General features: G+C 39.6%; 12 protein-coding genes. 5 read left to right on the top strand and 7 right to left on the bottom strand.

Annotated features, from left to right (window positions below; genetic code table 11):
• Positions 1–31 precede the first annotated feature (31 nt).
• Entirely contained in the window at positions 32–517 is a 486-nt protein-coding gene (tsaE, locus tag H4J59_RS10695) for a tRNA (adenosine(37)-N6)-threonylcarbamoyltransferase complex ATPase subunit type 1 TsaE (RefSeq protein ID WP_220469788.1), read from the bottom strand.
• A 16-nt stretch (positions 518–533) separates the two neighbouring features.
• Positions 534–2,099, bottom strand: a complete 1,566-nt coding sequence (locus tag H4J59_RS10700; protein WP_182239233.1) for an NAD(P)H-hydrate dehydratase — start codon at positions 2,097–2,099, stop codon at positions 534–536.
• Between H4J59_RS10700 and queG the strand changes: the two genes are divergently transcribed.
• Positions 2,098–3,243 (top strand): tRNA epoxyqueuosine(34) reductase QueG, encoded by a 1,146-nt coding sequence (gene queG, locus H4J59_RS10705; RefSeq protein WP_182239234.1) that lies wholly within the window; start codon positions 2,098–2,100, stop codon positions 3,241–3,243. The two genes, H4J59_RS10700 and queG, sit on opposite strands and share 2 nt — an antisense overlap.
• A 170-nt stretch (positions 3,244–3,413) precedes the next feature.
• Here the strand turns inward: queG and H4J59_RS10710 are convergent, their stop codons facing one another.
• From H4J59_RS10710 to orn, 5 genes are all read right to left on the bottom strand, one after another.
• Positions 3,414–5,054: a response regulator gene (locus H4J59_RS10710; RefSeq protein WP_182239236.1), complete on the bottom strand. Its 1,641-nt coding sequence runs from the start codon at positions 5,052–5,054 to the stop codon at positions 3,414–3,416.
• A gap of 31 nt (positions 5,055–5,085) precedes the next feature.
• Positions 5,086–5,292: a DUF1289 domain-containing protein gene (locus tag H4J59_RS10715; RefSeq protein ID WP_182239238.1), complete on the bottom strand. Its 207-nt coding sequence runs from the start codon at positions 5,290–5,292 to the stop codon at positions 5,086–5,088.
• Positions 5,289–8,933 carry a hypothetical protein gene (locus tag H4J59_RS10720; RefSeq protein WP_182239240.1) on the bottom strand — a complete coding sequence of 1,215 codons (3,645 nt, stop codon included), beginning with the start codon at positions 8,931–8,933 and terminating at the stop codon, positions 5,289–5,291. Before H4J59_RS10720 ends, H4J59_RS10715 begins: the two co-directional genes overlap by 4 nt.
• Before the next feature lie 376 nt (positions 8,934–9,309).
• Positions 9,310–9,798 (bottom strand): DUF4442 domain-containing protein, encoded by a 489-nt coding sequence (locus H4J59_RS10725; protein WP_220469789.1) that lies wholly within the window; start codon positions 9,796–9,798, stop codon positions 9,310–9,312.
• A gap of 365 nt (positions 9,799–10,163) precedes the next feature.
• Entirely contained in the window at positions 10,164–10,709 is a 546-nt protein-coding gene (orn, locus tag H4J59_RS10730; protein ID WP_182195824.1) for an oligoribonuclease, read from the bottom strand.
• A gap of 210 nt (positions 10,710–10,919) precedes the next feature.
• Between orn and rsgA the strand changes: the two genes are divergently transcribed.
• From rsgA to H4J59_RS10750, 4 genes are all read left to right on the top strand, one after another.
• Positions 10,920–11,957 (top strand): small ribosomal subunit biogenesis GTPase RsgA, encoded by a 1,038-nt coding sequence (gene rsgA, locus H4J59_RS10735; protein ID WP_182239242.1) that lies wholly within the window; start codon positions 10,920–10,922, stop codon positions 11,955–11,957.
• 69 nt (positions 11,958–12,026) lie between these two features.
• Positions 12,027–12,869, top strand: coding sequence for an archaetidylserine decarboxylase (gene asd, locus H4J59_RS10740; RefSeq protein WP_182239373.1), 843 nt, complete (start codon positions 12,027–12,029; stop codon positions 12,867–12,869).
• Between the two features lie 411 nt (positions 12,870–13,280).
• A complete protein-coding gene (locus H4J59_RS10745; protein ID WP_182137305.1) occupies positions 13,281–13,667 on the top strand; it encodes a BlaI/MecI/CopY family transcriptional regulator in 387 nt (128 codons plus the stop codon).
• Positions 13,668–13,700: 33 nt separating this feature from the next.
• The gene (locus tag H4J59_RS10750) at positions 13,701–15,671 is read left to right on the top strand and encodes a M56 family metallopeptidase (protein ID WP_182239244.1); all 1,971 of its coding nucleotides are present in this window, start codon (positions 13,701–13,703) and stop codon (positions 15,669–15,671) included.
• Positions 15,672–15,673 lie beyond the last annotated feature (2 nt).

Here is a 15,673-nt window from a genome sequence, read left to right on the forward strand (position 1 = left end):
CGCTGAAACGGCCTGTGCTCAATAAAGCGCACTACTGCGCCAAAATTGACAGTAAGTGTTTACCTAAAGCTGTTTTAGCCAGGAGTGAAACTTGACGCTGCTCTTCATGATAAGCTAAGTCTATAATCATATCTGGCTCTGGTAACATACCCTGACCTTTTTCAGGCCACTCGATAAAGCTACAACACTGGCTATTAAAGTAATCTCGAATGCCCATGTACTCTAATTCTTCAGGGTCAGCCAGCCGGTATAAGTCAAAATGATACACTTGCCAGTCTGCTAAGTCATAGGGTTCAACTAAGGTATATGTGGGGCTTTTAACATTACCGACATGCCCCATTCCTTGCACAAAACCTCGTGTTAAGGTAGTTTTACCGGCACCGAGATCCCCATTTAAGTAAACAACAATCCCTTGTTTCAACTCCGTTTTTACAATATCGGCTAATTGTTTACCCAAAGCGATTGTTGCCAATTCATCGGCTAATATAAAGTTTTTTTTTGTCACAAAATTATTCATCGTATTGTTATTACTTCTAAAGTATCTCATCTGCAGCGCAATTACCATTAATTAGCCGCTGAATTTCGGGGTAAAGATCACTCGCAAGTAACCCTATTTGACCGTGCTTTTGGGCAATAATATCAGCTGCACGACCGTGAATATAGACACCTAAGCGGGCAGCGGCAAATAAATCCTCACTTTGTAAGATTAGTGCGCCAATAATACCACTGAGCACATCACCCATTCCACCACTGGCCATGCCTGAATTACCCGTACTATTAACCCAAACAATATCGCCATTAGATACCAGTGTACCGGCACCTTTTAACACACATACACCGCCATATTGTTGCGCTATTTTTTTTACCGCTGAAAATCGGTCAGCTTCAACCTCAGCAATCGAGCATGATAGCAAAGCAGCCGCTTCACCGGAGTGAGGTGTTAATACCCATTGAGCATTTTTTAATGAACTTTTGCCAAGTAACCTCAAAGCATCAGCATCCACTACTTTTGGCTCAGGCCACTTAATCACCAAATTAAATAACGCTTTTGACCAAAGCTCTTGCCCTAAGCCAGGACCAAGTATGATGACTTTTATTTTTTTTAATAGCACTGAACGGTTTAAGCTTTCGGCTGAATTTGCCACTACCATCAGCTCTGCTTGTCTGCTCAGTAAAGTGTTACGTGACTTTTCGTGACAACAAACACCGACTAGTGCGGCACCCGCTCGCAAAGCCGCCTCTGCAGCCAAACAAATAGCGCCGGTAAAAGCGTGAAAACCACCAACCGCTAGCAACATGCCAATGTTACCTTTATGACTGCAAGGGGCTCTGGGTAGAATAGCTGGTAATTTTTTATCACTTTGGCGAAAACATGCTGCTGTGGTTAACGCCGCTAATGCCTGATTTACGCCTAGCGTTTCAAGCTGAAGATTACCGACATAATTTGCGGCTTGCCCCGTCAATAAACCTTGCTTATAGGCTATTAATGTCACTGTTAAATCGGCTTTGACCGCAACACTTGATACCGTCCCTAAGTCAGCATTAAGTCCTGACGGCACGTCAACCGACACCCGTGGGCATGGCTGGTTGTTTATCTGAGTAATAAAGTCGACAAGGGCTGGAGATAATACCCCGCTAAAACCAATACCAAATAAGCAGTCAACAATAACACCGCCTTGAAACCTAGCGACAAGGGTTTCCATTGCCTCACTTTGCGGGCAAAAATCAATTTTTACTGGCAGCACGGTAAGTAAAGCTAGCGCTTGTTGTGCATCGCCCGTAATAGATTCACGCCCAGCATTAACCAGCACAGTTACAGCTAGACCGGCTTGATGAGCTAATCTGGCAACAATATAGCCATCGCCACCATTGTTACCTTTACCGCAAACAATGAGGAGTTGAGTCGCGGCGGGAAAATGCTGCTGTATTTGACTTAACACCGCATGGCCTGCTCGTTCCATCAGTTGAAATAAACTGATACCGATCGCCTGTGCTGCGTCAGCCTCATAGCGTTGTAGTTGATTAACCTTATAAGCATGATGTGTTAAACTATTTGACACTTTGATACCACCTTTATTGTTTGAACATTCGGCTGCCATGACTACACCTGCTCTTAACTATCAAGATTTAACAGAAAAAATCAAGCTTTGGGGCCAAGAACTTGGCTTTTCACAAGTGGGTATTAGCGATGTCGACTTATCTGAACACGAGGCCGCTTTAACGCATTGGCTAGAAAATAATTATCACGGCACTATGGATTATATGGCCCGCCATGGCTTAATGCGGGCCAGAGCAAAGGAATTGGTTGCCGGTACTCTAAATGTTATCAGCGTACGCATGGATTATTTACCTACTGATGCGAAATTTGCCCGTATTTTAAAAAACCGCGATCATGCTTATATCAGCCGATATGCTTTAGGTCGCGATTATCACAAATTAATGCGTAAACGTCTAAAACAATTAGGTGAGATAATTAAAAACCATTGTAACGATTTTAATTATCGCCCTTTTGTGGATTCTGCGCCAATACTTGAAAGACCTCTGGCCGAAAAAGCAGGTTTAGGTTGGGTGGGTAAACATTCATTACTGATTAACAAGCAAGCGGGCTCTTGGTTTTTTATCGGCGAGCTCTTGGTTGATATACCGTTAATTAGTGATACTAAGGCAGAAAATCACTGTGGTAGTTGTGTATCCTGTATCAAAATTTGCCCAACTCAAGCCATAGTTGAACCTTATGTGGTCGATGCAAGACGCTGTATATCCTATCTAACGATAGAATTACGTGACGCCATACCCGTAGAGTTTAGGCCTTTAATTGGTAATAGAGTGTATGGTTGCGATGACTGCCAATTAATTTGCCCGTGGAACAAGTTTGCCAAGCTTGGCAGTGAAGATGATTTTAAACCTCGACAAAACTTAGACAATATCACTTTATTAACTCTGTTTTCGTGGGACGAAGCAACATTTTTAAGTAAAACTGAAGGCTCGCCTATTCGTCGTATTGGCTTTCAGTGTTGGCAGCGCAATATCGCCGTTGCCTTAGGTAATGCCGACTTCTCCACAGCTAATATTGAGGCGTTAACAGAAAAAATAGCAAACTCAGCCCCTATGGTTGCTGAACATATTGAGTGGGCAATATCACAACAAAAACTTAAACAACAAGCTTTAGCTAAAGATCAAAATTTACGTTTAACCGCACGATTAATTCGTTCAGTTGAAAAAGGTATGCCTCGCGATGCTTAGCACCTAATAAATTAAATAATACTAGGGTCGTTAATTAACGAGTCTGCTTTATTTATTAAAATAACCGATAAAACCATGGCCTTTATTTTAATAACGCAGTAGTGGATTGTTTTACCCAGATGAAATGATCAGGAAATTAGTGTCATTGGTAACAATCATCGCGTTTGCCACTAGTTTAATTTTTGCCATTTCAGCGTTAATTCGTTCAGCGTTGCCAGGCCTTTACCTTCCAAGTTTAGCGTTGAAAGCACAGCGAGAATACCCTCTACTGACACCTGATGCTCAGCTGTGTCCTGATCTTCTTGCTTAATTTTTATCAATATTTTTAATTCGCTAAACAGTAATTTGACATTATTTGGACTCAATTGTAATGCTTGTTTAATGGCCTTTAACGCCGGTAGTAATCGATTCTTCTGAAAGTGCTCAACCGCCATGCAGTTAAGTTCTTTGGCAGTAAAGTGTATATCTTCACGCTGTTGGCTTTCTTGCGCTATGTAATGCCTAACCACTTGGCTATTCAACGAGTTACCGGCAATTTGATTATTGATAGCTTCAAGCAGTTTTATGGCCTCTTCACGCATACCTAACTCATGCAATACTTTCACCCGATCTAAATTATCCTCTACTACTGCGCTAGGTATAAGCGACACATGATTTTCAACTAATTTTATCGCTTTAACTTGTTCATTACGGACATTGTGTAACCTAGCTTTAACCACTAATAATTGTTGCTTAAAAAGGCTCACATCTTGACAGTCATGCTCAAATTGTGTGATATAACGATCCGTTTGCCGCAATATTTCATTGGCACTGTCATCAGGAGTTGCACAAGCAAGATCAATACCCGCTCTGATCACATTCAATAAAAGTTCGGGGGAGTCATGAATGGAGTTTTTCGCTTGTTGTACTATGTTGCGCGTCGCGACATATTGCCCTTTATAATCATGAGTTAAGCGGGCTAAATCCCACGACTTTCTATTACGTTCAATATTTCTCGGTGCCAGTGCCATGGCTTTTTTAATTTCTTCATAGGCCTGTTGGTATTGTTTTTGTTCGATGAAATACTGCGCCATCATATCGTGAGCACCAAAACGTGTGTCTGGCTTATCAATCAAGCTGTTTAGCATATCGCTAATTTCACCCAAGCGACCTTGCTTTAATAAGGACTTGGCATAACCTAAATACACCCAGGAGTATTTATAGGTTTTAAATAATCTCCGATAAAAAGATTCTGCGGTTTCAAACTCGAGCAAGGAAAGATATGACTCACCTTTAATGCGGTTAATATTAGGATGATAATGGGCTAACTTGTCATTTTGTAGGTGTCGATCGGCAAAATAAAGTGCTTTGGCGTAGGCTTTTTTGTCTATTGCATTGTTGATATTAAAAAGCACTTGCTTGACCTTTAATATCGCGATGAAGCGGGTTCTCACTTTTTTTATCGCTAACGGTTTTGTCCAAAAGTCATCGGGTTGTAACTCGATGATAGAGTTTACCAATGCTTCATTGGTTTCTGTACTGAGGAATATTAATACCGTAGTTTTAGTTACATGGCCTTTAAATTTCAATTCTTCTAATAAGTGAAAACCGTCTTTGTCGCTTTTAATATTAAAGGCGCAAATAATAATATGAAAATGCATTTCATCGCACAACCTAAGACCATAATAGGCATTTTGCACACAACGCACTTCCTTTATACCAAGCGTAAATAGGATTTGTTTTAAAACACTATGTACTAGCAGGTTATCGTCGATAACTAAAACATTAAGTTGATCAAGTTGCGCTAAGGTATTTTTTTCAACATCTTGCATGATTTACCTTACTGGCTATTGTCTTAGCCTGCTACTTTCCATATTGTTGTTGACGTTGTCGGCACTGGTTAAGTACCTCTTTTTTTGCCGCTACATCAAGCTGGCGCCATGTCATAATTTCATCAATATTGCGAAAGCAGCCTAAACAAACATCGTCCTCGTTGAGGCAACAATGACTTACACAAGGGCTAGCAACATCTTTAACTTTGTCTTTTGACTGGTAGTATTGAACACTCATATCGCTTCTGCAAATTCAGTTAGCTGTAATAGACATAGTTTGAGGTGATTTAGCTGACGTTGCAATGGCTCTTTTTCTGCTACTGAAAAATCGCCATTTAACGCTTTTGGGCTGAGCAACTGACTTAACTGTCGACATTGCGCCAATAAAGGTCTGGCGGCAATAACATTCGCTAAGGTAGTTAACGACTGTAAAAGCGCTAAAGCGAGGCGGTAGTCTTGCGCCGCTAGTGCAGAACTTAACGCTTGGATATTGGTGCTAATGTCTGCTAAATATTCATCTAACATAAAGGCGGCTAACTCAGCAGAGCCTTGATTTTCTGCGTATTGTTTTAAATCCAAAGCCTCTGCTGTTGGTTTATTTATTTGCTCAAAGCCAAAAGAGAAGTCTAACGACTGCTCAATATCAGCCATATTCAATACTTGCTCACCAGTCACATCGCTCTTATCAGGCACAGTATTTGACATGACACTGTACTTATTATCTTGCTTACCTGCCGGTGAGGCTAATATGGCTTCATTTTCACCCGTGCCTGCAGCTGACTTTAACCAAGGAGATAATTGCTGAATTAATTGTTGAATATCTAATATTGGGGCTAAATAGCCACTATGCCAAGACGTTGGTAAGTTACATTTGTGGAAAAAATCGTCTGACTTATCTTTATTATTACTCAAAGCAAACACGCCACGAACAGGAGTCAATGTATTATTAACAGTGCTATTAACAGTGCTATTAACAGTATGATTAAAAATGGAAAACTCACAAATAGCCACTAAGTAACGCCCTGACTGCCATAAGTGTTCGAGCTGTTCTTGTTGAGAAACCACAGTCACCTGTAAACCAAGCCAATGCAATATTCTCAGCAAAACTTGATGTTTACTGACCGTGATCACACCCAGTAAAACTTCAACTTGGCTAGGTATAAAACGATAAGGTGAGAAAATCTCTGGCTCAACTAATAAGTTAATCTGGTTGTTATTACTTAACAACGCGATAATATTGGTGATTAACTCACCGGCAAACCAAGGTAAATTACTGGCTGAAAACAATCCTGCTCTTTGTAATCTAGTACAGTTAAGTGGCTGAATAACTAATATTTTAGGTTGTATTTTAGCGGGCAAACTCGACAAGTGTTGGGTGATCAAATCATAATCTGAACAGTAGACTTCAGGCGATAAAATAATCACATCCAAGCGATACTTCATTAGGTGTTTTATACTCATTTGGCGACGAAATAGTGACAAATCTTGCATTGTTTCCACTATGGCTTTGCTTTGGCCGAGTTGATGACAAATTCTTTCACGGCTAACTTTGTCAGTGGCAATAACTAAAAGCTCACACTTAGTTAAGTTTACTTGCGGGTGTTCGCTAGATTTATTCAGCTCTTCGGCAATAGTTAACGAAAATTCAAAAGAAAATTTTCCAGCCGATTCTAACAGTTGACTAGCTTTATTACTGACATTAAAAACTAACTGCAAATCTCGTAAATAATGCTCAGTAGCATGAGCAAAGTCAGCCGTTATTTCATCATCGAACGCTAACTCGTTAATCACCTGAGATAGCATCTGTGCATCAGATGGCTTGTTAAGAAAAAAGCTTATCTGCACGGTTTGTTGGCCGCTATTTACGTCAATAACTTGCAAAGCGATATTAAGCTCAGCACCCCGCTGCTCGGTTAGCATCTTATGACATATTGTCGCTATCATGGCCTGAAACAATTCACTTTCAAGTGTCACCAAAGAGGCTAGATTCTCTGCCATGTGCAAATAAATGCAGTTGTTACTTGGCACTACAGCCACACTAACATTGGCTAAAACTGTATGCATTTCATTAGCAAGTGTTACTCTAGATAAGGTCAAGACAAAATCGCTTAGACGTAATTGGGCACAGGTTTTTTGTTGTTCACCCCAGCGCGCTAATTGTCGTAATTGCTGGTAGGCAAGTTGTTCGTCGCCCTGAGTGATCGACACTAACTGCCTTTGTAGCATTAGGCTATTCACTAGGCCTAAAACTTTGTCGCTACGGGTAATAATAGCAAGCTTATCTGTTTGATTTTGCTGTTTAATTTGTTGTTGTAACTGTGCATTACTATCTTTAAGCACTTGATATTCTTCTGCATTAGATAAACTGCCACACCAAAGACCACCAACATATTCAAGCGTTAAAGCCAGGGCTTTTTCTTGATTGCTCATTAACGAAATTTTTTCAACACCCGGATGCTTTTTGGCTTGTCGCGCAAGAGACAAAATAGCCCGAACATCTATCCGACTAAAGCACTGACGCCAATGTTGAGTGTTAACGTCAACACCGAGTAAGGCTGACAATTGTTGTTGCTTTTTTTCTGACCGCAAAGGCATTTGCCAAAAAACAACCTCGCTATGACGAGACATAAAGACTATTTGCCTTTGGTGTTGCTGCTGCTGCTGTTTAAAGTCGGCTTCACGATGTAAAGGTTGAGAAAGTTGCTTAATAGCATTAAGCATTGCTGTGACTTCAAGCCCAGGTATTTCTGCTACCACATGACCTGTAGTCACAAACTCTTCAACGATAGCGGTACTTTGTATACCAAAGTGCTTGATTTTTCTTCGTAAACTGAAAAGTAAACTGATAAAAATTAGGCTAAGTAAAACAAAAACACCGGCAATAAGCCAACTATAATGCTTAGGCTGCACGTCAATATTAGCCTTGACCAACCATGCGAAGAGCTGTTGTTTGATAAGCGATGGTTTAAGGGGTTGCACGACAAATTTGTTATCAAGTAAGGGGATTAACTCAGCTTTCTGTTTTGTTAATTCAGCCTGCAAATCAACTGCCCTGCGTAATTGACCACGCCATTTTGCAAAAGTTTTTTGCTCATAAAACAACAAGCTATTAAGCACTGATATTTTTTCAACCAATGCTTTTTTAGTTGAATCTTCATTTATCACATGACTGTAAATTTCCAGCCAACGCATTATATCGCGTTGAATTTCTTGCTGAATATAATTAAATTCGACTAAATCATACTGTAAATCAAGTTGGTTAAACATCACTAAAGTATCAATGATACCTTGATGCAACTCACGATTAATATTTAGGCTATTCACTAAGTTACTTAATGCCTTCGCCCGTATGGTAATTACCCGCTTGGATAAGTTGTCTTGGCTGACTTGACGATATAAGTCATTTTGCTGGCTTGTTTGCTCAGCGATTAAATGAGATAAACTATCAGTCACTAGGGTCAATTGAATAATGACACTGTCTTTAAGTTGAAGGTTTCGTCGAGCACTTTCAGTTAAACGTGTGACATTTTCTGCCTGCATTTTTAAACGCTGAGTTAACTGCGCTAATAACTGCTTATTGTTTTGACTTAACGCAGAAATATTTTTTAAATTTTCATTTAGCGTTTGATAACTTTCATCAAATTTTAGCGCCGACCTACTATCGAGCATGTCATTGAGTAAGCGATTATTTTTAATTAATAACAATTGTCGTTGATGGTGCTGTTCAAGGGCAGGCAATTGTTGATAGTTAACTAGCGCTAAATCTTGTTCCGATTGAAAGTACAACCAAAACCCCAGCAAAAAAAGTAAAGTAAAGCTCAAGGCCAATAAAAAAAATTGACGGCTAAGCTGACGATATAGCGGCAGTGTTGAATCCATGCTTGGGTAATATCCTAATAAATCAAATATATAATATGTTTACATACTTATATAACCCAGTTACGCCAAGCTGTATGGTGTAATAACTCAGCATAAATTAGTTATACCATTAAGAGTGTATGGCTTTAAGGTTAATTAGCAAAGATTAATCATGCCAGCAGAGCATTTTATCTTAACCTATATATACCCGTTCCACTACCAGCTGCAGTTTCAGCGTTAAACTAGGAAGTAAGATCAAGCCGGGATAAATCAACGGTAACGAGCTAAGGTCCAATAAGTGCCAAAGTTTAACCACAGCGCACTGAAATAAATCAGCGATTACTTAGTATTACCTTAAGCCACATGCATTTTTAATGTTTATGATGGTTAGCGCTTATTAATTTTTGGTTTTTTTACTGATCCATGCCCATGTCATTATACATTCAATTGGCTGTTCGCCTGATTCATCAGTGATGGTAACCGCAATGTCCATATTGCCCTTTTCTTGGGTCAATAATGCAATTTGCTGATCTGAAATGCTTGCAATAGCGGTTAAATCTCCCTGCATTCTGCGCTGATAATTAATCGTCATCGACTTTAATAAAGGCAGACAGCTATCGGGTAAATTCAAACCAAAAACGATACCTGTCGCCGATTCAGCTAATAACGCCGCGGCAATAGCGTGCACACCACCAATATGATTTTGTACTCTTTTGCGATTGACCATGGACAACTTAACTTGCTGCTGCTCTATATCGACCAGAGTGACCTTTGACGTGCTGGCGTATTTAACCTGAGAGCAAAATAATTTTGTTAACAAAAATGAATGACTGATTTTCGGTAACTTTTTAATTTTTTTAACGATTCGACTAAAGCGATTAACCATAAATATCCTAGATAAATGTTTTGCAAAATGCGTTAATGATTGTCAAGCAAACTGGTCAGACCTTCAAGTTTTTTATCTTATTACGCTTTAAAATTGAAATTATAATTACTTAAAACCACCGCCTAACCGCCATATAAGTTATCAGCCTAATATAGAAAAATCACTACGATGACTAATACTGCGCAGTAATGAATGGCTAACAACAACGCGAAGGTGTTTAAATAACTGGAAACGATGAGCGACATGTAGGAGCGAGATTAAGCTCGAAAAACACCTCGAAGGCCAGAGTATATCAGTGAATTATGGGCATAAAAAAGACGCTAATGCGTCTAATTATATGCTTTACTCAGTTTTAAATGCCGCTACTACAGCTTAAAAAAATGTTCCTGATAAACTTTCAATTCAGCAATTGATTCACGAATATCATCCATGGCTAAATGTGCTCCCGTTTTAACCACTTTGCCTAATACCTCTGGCTTCCAACGACGGGCCAACTCTTTTACTGTGCTGACATCAAGATTACGATAGTGAAAGTAATCTTCAAACTCCGGCATGTATTTATTAATAAAGCGTCTATCTTGCCCAATGCTATTACCACACATAGGCGATTTACCTTGTGTAACATGTGGCTTAAAAAATGCTAAGGTTTCAGCACTTGCTTGCGCTAAACTCGTGCTACTTTCTCGACACCTTTGGGTTAAACCTGATTGGCCATGATGCTCGATACACCAAGGATTCATATTATTTAATATTTCATCACTTTGATGAATAGCAAACACTGGGCCTTCAGCCAAAATATTAAGTTGGCTATCGGTAATGATGGTCGCAATTTCTAAAATAACGTCAGTACTAGGTTCAAGGCCGGTCATCTCTAAATCTAACCAAATTAAATTGCTATCGTTAGCGTTCATTGTCATTCCTACGTTATTTACTGTTGATCAAATTATATATATTAGCAGATAAACTACAGAGAGTGTGGCTGTAAAGGCACGATTACACATGCATTTAAGCGCTACTTGAGTATATAATACGGCAGAAGGTAACACGATTAAATTTATTTATCTGTTGCCAATAGAGATTAAAAATACAAATTCTGAGTTAACATAAAAAGAGAATAACTTGTGGCTAAAGCCAAAAAATTAACCAAAGGTCAAACGCGACAAATCAAAGCGAACCAAAGTAAGAAATTACGTAAATCTACTGAAAAAGTACAATGGCAAGATGATGAACTCGCTGCAGTTGAAACCGGTACTATCATTAGTCGTTTTGGCCAACATGCTGATGTAGAGGGCAGCGATGGTGAAATTTTTCGTTGTAATATGCGCCGCAGTATTGCTTCCTTGGTTTGTGGTGACAAAGTGCTTTGGCGTAAAGGCAAAGAAACGCAACACAGTATTTCAGGCGTAATTGAAGCCGTTCATGAGCGTGAGTCGGTACTGAGTCGCCCTGACGTTTACGACGGTGTTAAGCCTATTGCGGCCAATATTAGCCAGATACTGATTGTTTCATCCGTGTTACCAGCCTTTAATGCCGACATTATTGATCGTTACTTAGTCGCAGCTGAACAAACCGGTATTACTCCAGTTATTTTATTGAATAAAATTGATTTATTCGATGATAGCAATCGTGATGAAATTGAAAATCAACTTAATATTTACCGTAAAATTGGTTACCAAGTGACTTACATGAGTAACGAAACTGGTGAAGGTATTGCCGAGTTAAAGTGTCAACTTAGCCAACATACCAGTGTATTTGTCGGTCAGTCTGGCGTCGGTAAGTCAACGCTGACTAATACTTTGATGCCTGAATTAGGTGTCGTCACTAAAATTGTCTCAGAAAATTCAGGGCTGGGTCAGCACACCACAACGGTTGCTCGATTATATCATTTTGAACAAGGTGGCGATCTGATTGACTCACCCGGTATACGAGAATTTGGCTTGTGGCATTTATCACCCATACAAGTCAGTAATGGTTTTATCGAATTTGACCCCTACATAGGGACCTGTAAATTTCGTGACTGTAAACACCAAACCGATCCCGGCTGTGCCTTAATTGCGGCGAAAGATGAAGGCAAGATATTCCCAGAGCGCTTAGCCAGTTTCCAAAAAATATTAGCCAGTTTAGGTGATAATACCCTAACCTCACGCTTTAATGATTAAGACAGTTAACCCCATAATAAGGAAAAAATAGTGCTAGTTAATAAATTGAAAATCGCCCTACAACACCTGATGCCAAAACATGCAATTTCGCGACTGGTGGGTAAATTTGCCGCGGCAGAAGCTGGCTGGCTTACCACTAAGGCCATTAGTTATTTTATCAAAGCTTATGACATTAATATGGCAGAAGCTAAGTTAAAAAACGCCACTGACTTTACCACCTTTAATGACTTTTTCACCCGTGAATTAGAAGCAGGCGCACGCACTATAATCGCAGATCCAAACACTATTTGTTATCCTGTTGATGGTGCCATTAGTCAACAAGGGCCGATTGTACAAGGGCAACTTATTCAAGCGAAAGGTTTTAACTACAGTTTGGAAACCTTACTGGGAGGCGATCAAGCAACTGCAGCACCTTTTCAAGATGGTGAATTTTCATGTATTTATCTGGCCCCAAAAGATTACCACCGTATTCACATGCCGATTACCGGCACCTTGCGAGAAATGATTTACGTGCCCGGTGATTTGTTTTCAGTAAACCCGTTAACCGCCAATAATGTACCCAACTTATTTGCCCGTAATGAACGCGTAGTCACAGTGTTTGATACCGCACATGGCCCGATGGCGATGGTGCTTGTCGGCGCAACCATAGTCGCGAGTATTGAAACAATTTGGGCTGGCACAATAACACCTCCTGCAGGTAAAGATGTATTTCGCTGGCAATATCCAACAGAGGGCGCGGGGGCAATAACACTAGAGAAAGGCGCTGAAATGGGTCGATTTAAACTCGGCTCCACTGTTGTCACCACTTTTGCGCCAAATATGGTGAAATTTAACCCGCAAGCGGGGCCAGAAACAGTAACTCGCTTGGGTGAACATTATGCTGATTTAGTGACATTGGATGCCAGTGCATAAATTTTACCCCATCGCTTCAAAGCTCAGTGATAGGCATTGCACAAAATGCAAATAATTGCCCATCAAGGGCTAGTGGTGAGTTTATTGAGAGCTCACTGCTAGCTTTTTAGCAAGCGGCGCGCCTGTATTGGTATATTGACAAACTTTACACCGGGATCACACCGTACTGTAAGAGCAATAATTCACACGATCGGCTAATAAATATTTTCAGTACTTATGATTTAAATCTAATGACAATTAAATAGAGCAATTCAACTATTACTATTGCTCATTTATTCGTCGCAAGCTAGGATAGCAATAATAAGATACGAGTATATTCGTATAGCAATACCAAACTGACTACTTCTCACAGTAAGCAGAAAATTAGTTCGCTTGGTATAATTTTAAATAAATTTGCCTTAAGGAATCTCAATGTTACGAGATAAATCAAATATTAAGCCTACAGAGGCGGAACTAACGCTGCTTAATATTCTTTGGAAAATCGGACCAGCTACAGTTCGACAAGTCCATGACACGGTTAGCCAAAGCCAAAAAACTGGTTATACTACTGTACTGAAAATATTACAAATCATGCACGAAAAAACCTTAGTTATTCGCGACGAAAGCAACCGAGCACATGTTTATGCGCCCTCGAATAGCGAGATGGTAACACAATCGTCTTTATTAAAAGATTTAGTGTTAAAAGCCTTTGGTGGTTCAACATCAAAGTTAGTCATGCGAGCGTTAGATAATTCAACAAGCAAAGAAGAAATTGAAGATATTAGACAGTTACTCAATGAATTAGAACAACAATCTTAATTAACTAAGACTTTAAAGGTAACTTAAACAGGCATGATTGAGGAAAGCTTAATACATAGTCCATCATTGGCGGCTTTAACCATAACTCTTATCCATTTTTTATGGCAAGGTGTTCTAATTGCAGTGGTATTAAAAGCCTTACTGTCGCTAATATCCTATCAAAAAGCTCAATTACGCTACGCATTAAGCTCGGTGGCGATGTTAGCCAACCTCATTTTACCTATTATCACTTTTTTTCTTGTTTACGATACTGATTTTCGTCAAGTAACAAACTTTGTTCATGCCCAGCCGTTACTGGATCACAATTTTTATCTAGAAAAAACAGCCGCAAATGCTTGGTATATGGAATGGTTAGAATATTTTCCTCTAGTCGCTATGCTGTGGTTTACTGTTGTTACAACACTTGCGCTTAAGTTAATCATAGAACTGTACAATGTTAATAAACTGCCGTTGCAGGGCTGTACTCCCGTTGATATTGCACTACAAAAGCGTTTTGATGTGCTGCTTGTTAAAGTCGGCTTGTCGAGAAAAGTGGCCTTATTACTTTCTCAAAAAACCGATGTACCTATGGCAATAGGTTGGCTAAAACCTGTGGTGCTGATCCCATTTAGTATGTTGTCAGGCTTAACACCTCAACAGTTAGATATGCTTTTGCTACACGAATTAGCACATATTCGACGTCATGATTATTTGGTCAATTTTTTACAAACGCTTGTTGAAATATTACTGTTTTTTCATCCTGCAGTTAATTGGGTGTCAAAACAAATGCGTAACGAAAGAGAGTATTGTAGCGATGACATTGCCGTACAACATGGTGGTAGTTCATTGGCCTATGCACATACCTTGGCAGATACCGCTTCTTTGTGTGAGCAACATCGCCATCACACCATTCCAAATATGGCTATGGCAGCTTCTGGTGGTGATTTAAAACAACGGGTTGTTCGACTATTAGACCAGCAGCAGCACTGCACAAAAACTGCCGACACCGGCAAATGGCTTGCTTCATTTACCATCTTATTCAGCATTATTTTTCTCTTATCTAAATACTCGCTAACCTTGCCGATTATTGACCTACAGTCAGGGAGTATTTCATTGCATAACCCTGTAACAATGCATAACTCTGTAACAGTGCAAAATAAAAACTCAATAACGCCGCCCCTTGAAACCTTTCAGCAAACAAATGCCAACACCACACTTGCTAGCCATTTATTAGCTAGAGATCACACAAGTACTCGTGAATTTCCGGCAGTAAAAAAAGCAGTGAACTTAACCCAAGCCATTGATAAAAAACAAAAATACAACGAAATAACAGCAAAAAGTAAGCTTGACGTTTTAAGTGATAATTCAACTAGCTCCTATTATAACGAGTTACCTTTTGTGCCTGTAAATGCAAATAATAAAAAAAATGTAGCCCAACATCACGCAGAATTACAACACGAAACACAAGTTAACCAACCGCCAGACATAGCAAGCAAAAAATCGATTTCAACATTAGCATTTGAACGCACTGACTCTACATATGTTGGCGCAGCGGCAAACCCGTATAAGCAACAAGTTAGTTCACTGTTAAACGAGCCAATAACATCTAGGGATACTCCAATAAAGGCATTAAACCAAACTCAATTTGGTACTAACTACCCACAACAGACAGATAATAAATTGAGTAGTGCACGCTTAAGTCAAAGCCAATTAAACAAGAGTGTCATCGAACATCAGGCATTTAAAACGAGTACGGTAACAGCGCGACTAATAAACTCAGCTGAACCTAAATATCCGGCTTCAGCACAAAGAAAAGGCATAGAATTAGAGATTATGGTGAAGTTTAGTATAGACCGAAATGGCCTAGTTAAAGACATTCAGTTTGAGTCTAAAAGCAAAGTTAGCTACTTTCGCAATACCATTCGTAACGCCATGGAAAAATGGCGCTTTCTACCTGCAAAAGAAAATGGCCGCGCAGTAGAAAGCACAATGTCAAAAATATTCTCCTTTAGTATTTTAGAGTAAAA

Source organism: Colwellia sp. MB02u-10, from assembly GCF_014077185.1.
In the GTDB taxonomy this organism is placed as follows: domain Bacteria; phylum Pseudomonadota; class Gammaproteobacteria; order Enterobacterales; family Alteromonadaceae; genus Cognaticolwellia.

What these genes read in the sequence shown, in the direction of transcription:
- tsaE (WP_220469788.1), bottom strand. Translation starts at nt 517, where the DNA reads ATGAATAATTTTGTGACAAAAAAAAACTTTATATTAGCCGATGAATTG.
- queG (WP_182239234.1), top strand. Translation starts at nt 2,098, where the DNA reads ATGACTACACCTGCTCTTAACTATCAAGATTTAACAGAAAAAATCAAG.
- H4J59_RS10700 (WP_182239233.1), bottom strand. Translation starts at nt 2,099, where the DNA reads ATGGCAGCCGAATGTTCAAACAATAAAGGTGGTATCAAAGTGTCAAAT.
- H4J59_RS10710 (WP_182239236.1), bottom strand. Translation starts at nt 5,054, where the DNA reads ATGCAAGATGTTGAAAAAAATACCTTAGCGCAACTTGATCAACTTAAT.
- H4J59_RS10715 (WP_182239238.1), bottom strand. Translation starts at nt 5,292, where the DNA reads ATGAGTGTTCAATACTACCAGTCAAAAGACAAAGTTAAAGATGTTGCT.
- H4J59_RS10720 (WP_182239240.1), bottom strand. Translation starts at nt 8,933, where the DNA reads ATGGATTCAACACTGCCGCTATATCGTCAGCTTAGCCGTCAATTTTTT.
- H4J59_RS10725 (WP_220469789.1), bottom strand. Translation starts at nt 9,798, where the DNA reads ATGGTTAATCGCTTTAGTCGAATCGTTAAAAAAATTAAAAAGTTACCG.
- orn (WP_182195824.1), bottom strand. Translation starts at nt 10,709, where the DNA reads ATGAACGCTAACGATAGCAATTTAATTTGGTTAGATTTAGAGATGACC.
- asd (WP_182239373.1), top strand. Translation starts at nt 12,027, where the DNA reads ATGCCAAAACATGCAATTTCGCGACTGGTGGGTAAATTTGCCGCGGCA.
- H4J59_RS10745 (WP_182137305.1), top strand. Translation starts at nt 13,281, where the DNA reads ATGTTACGAGATAAATCAAATATTAAGCCTACAGAGGCGGAACTAACG.
- H4J59_RS10750 (WP_182239244.1), top strand. Translation starts at nt 13,701, where the DNA reads ATGATTGAGGAAAGCTTAATACATAGTCCATCATTGGCGGCTTTAACC.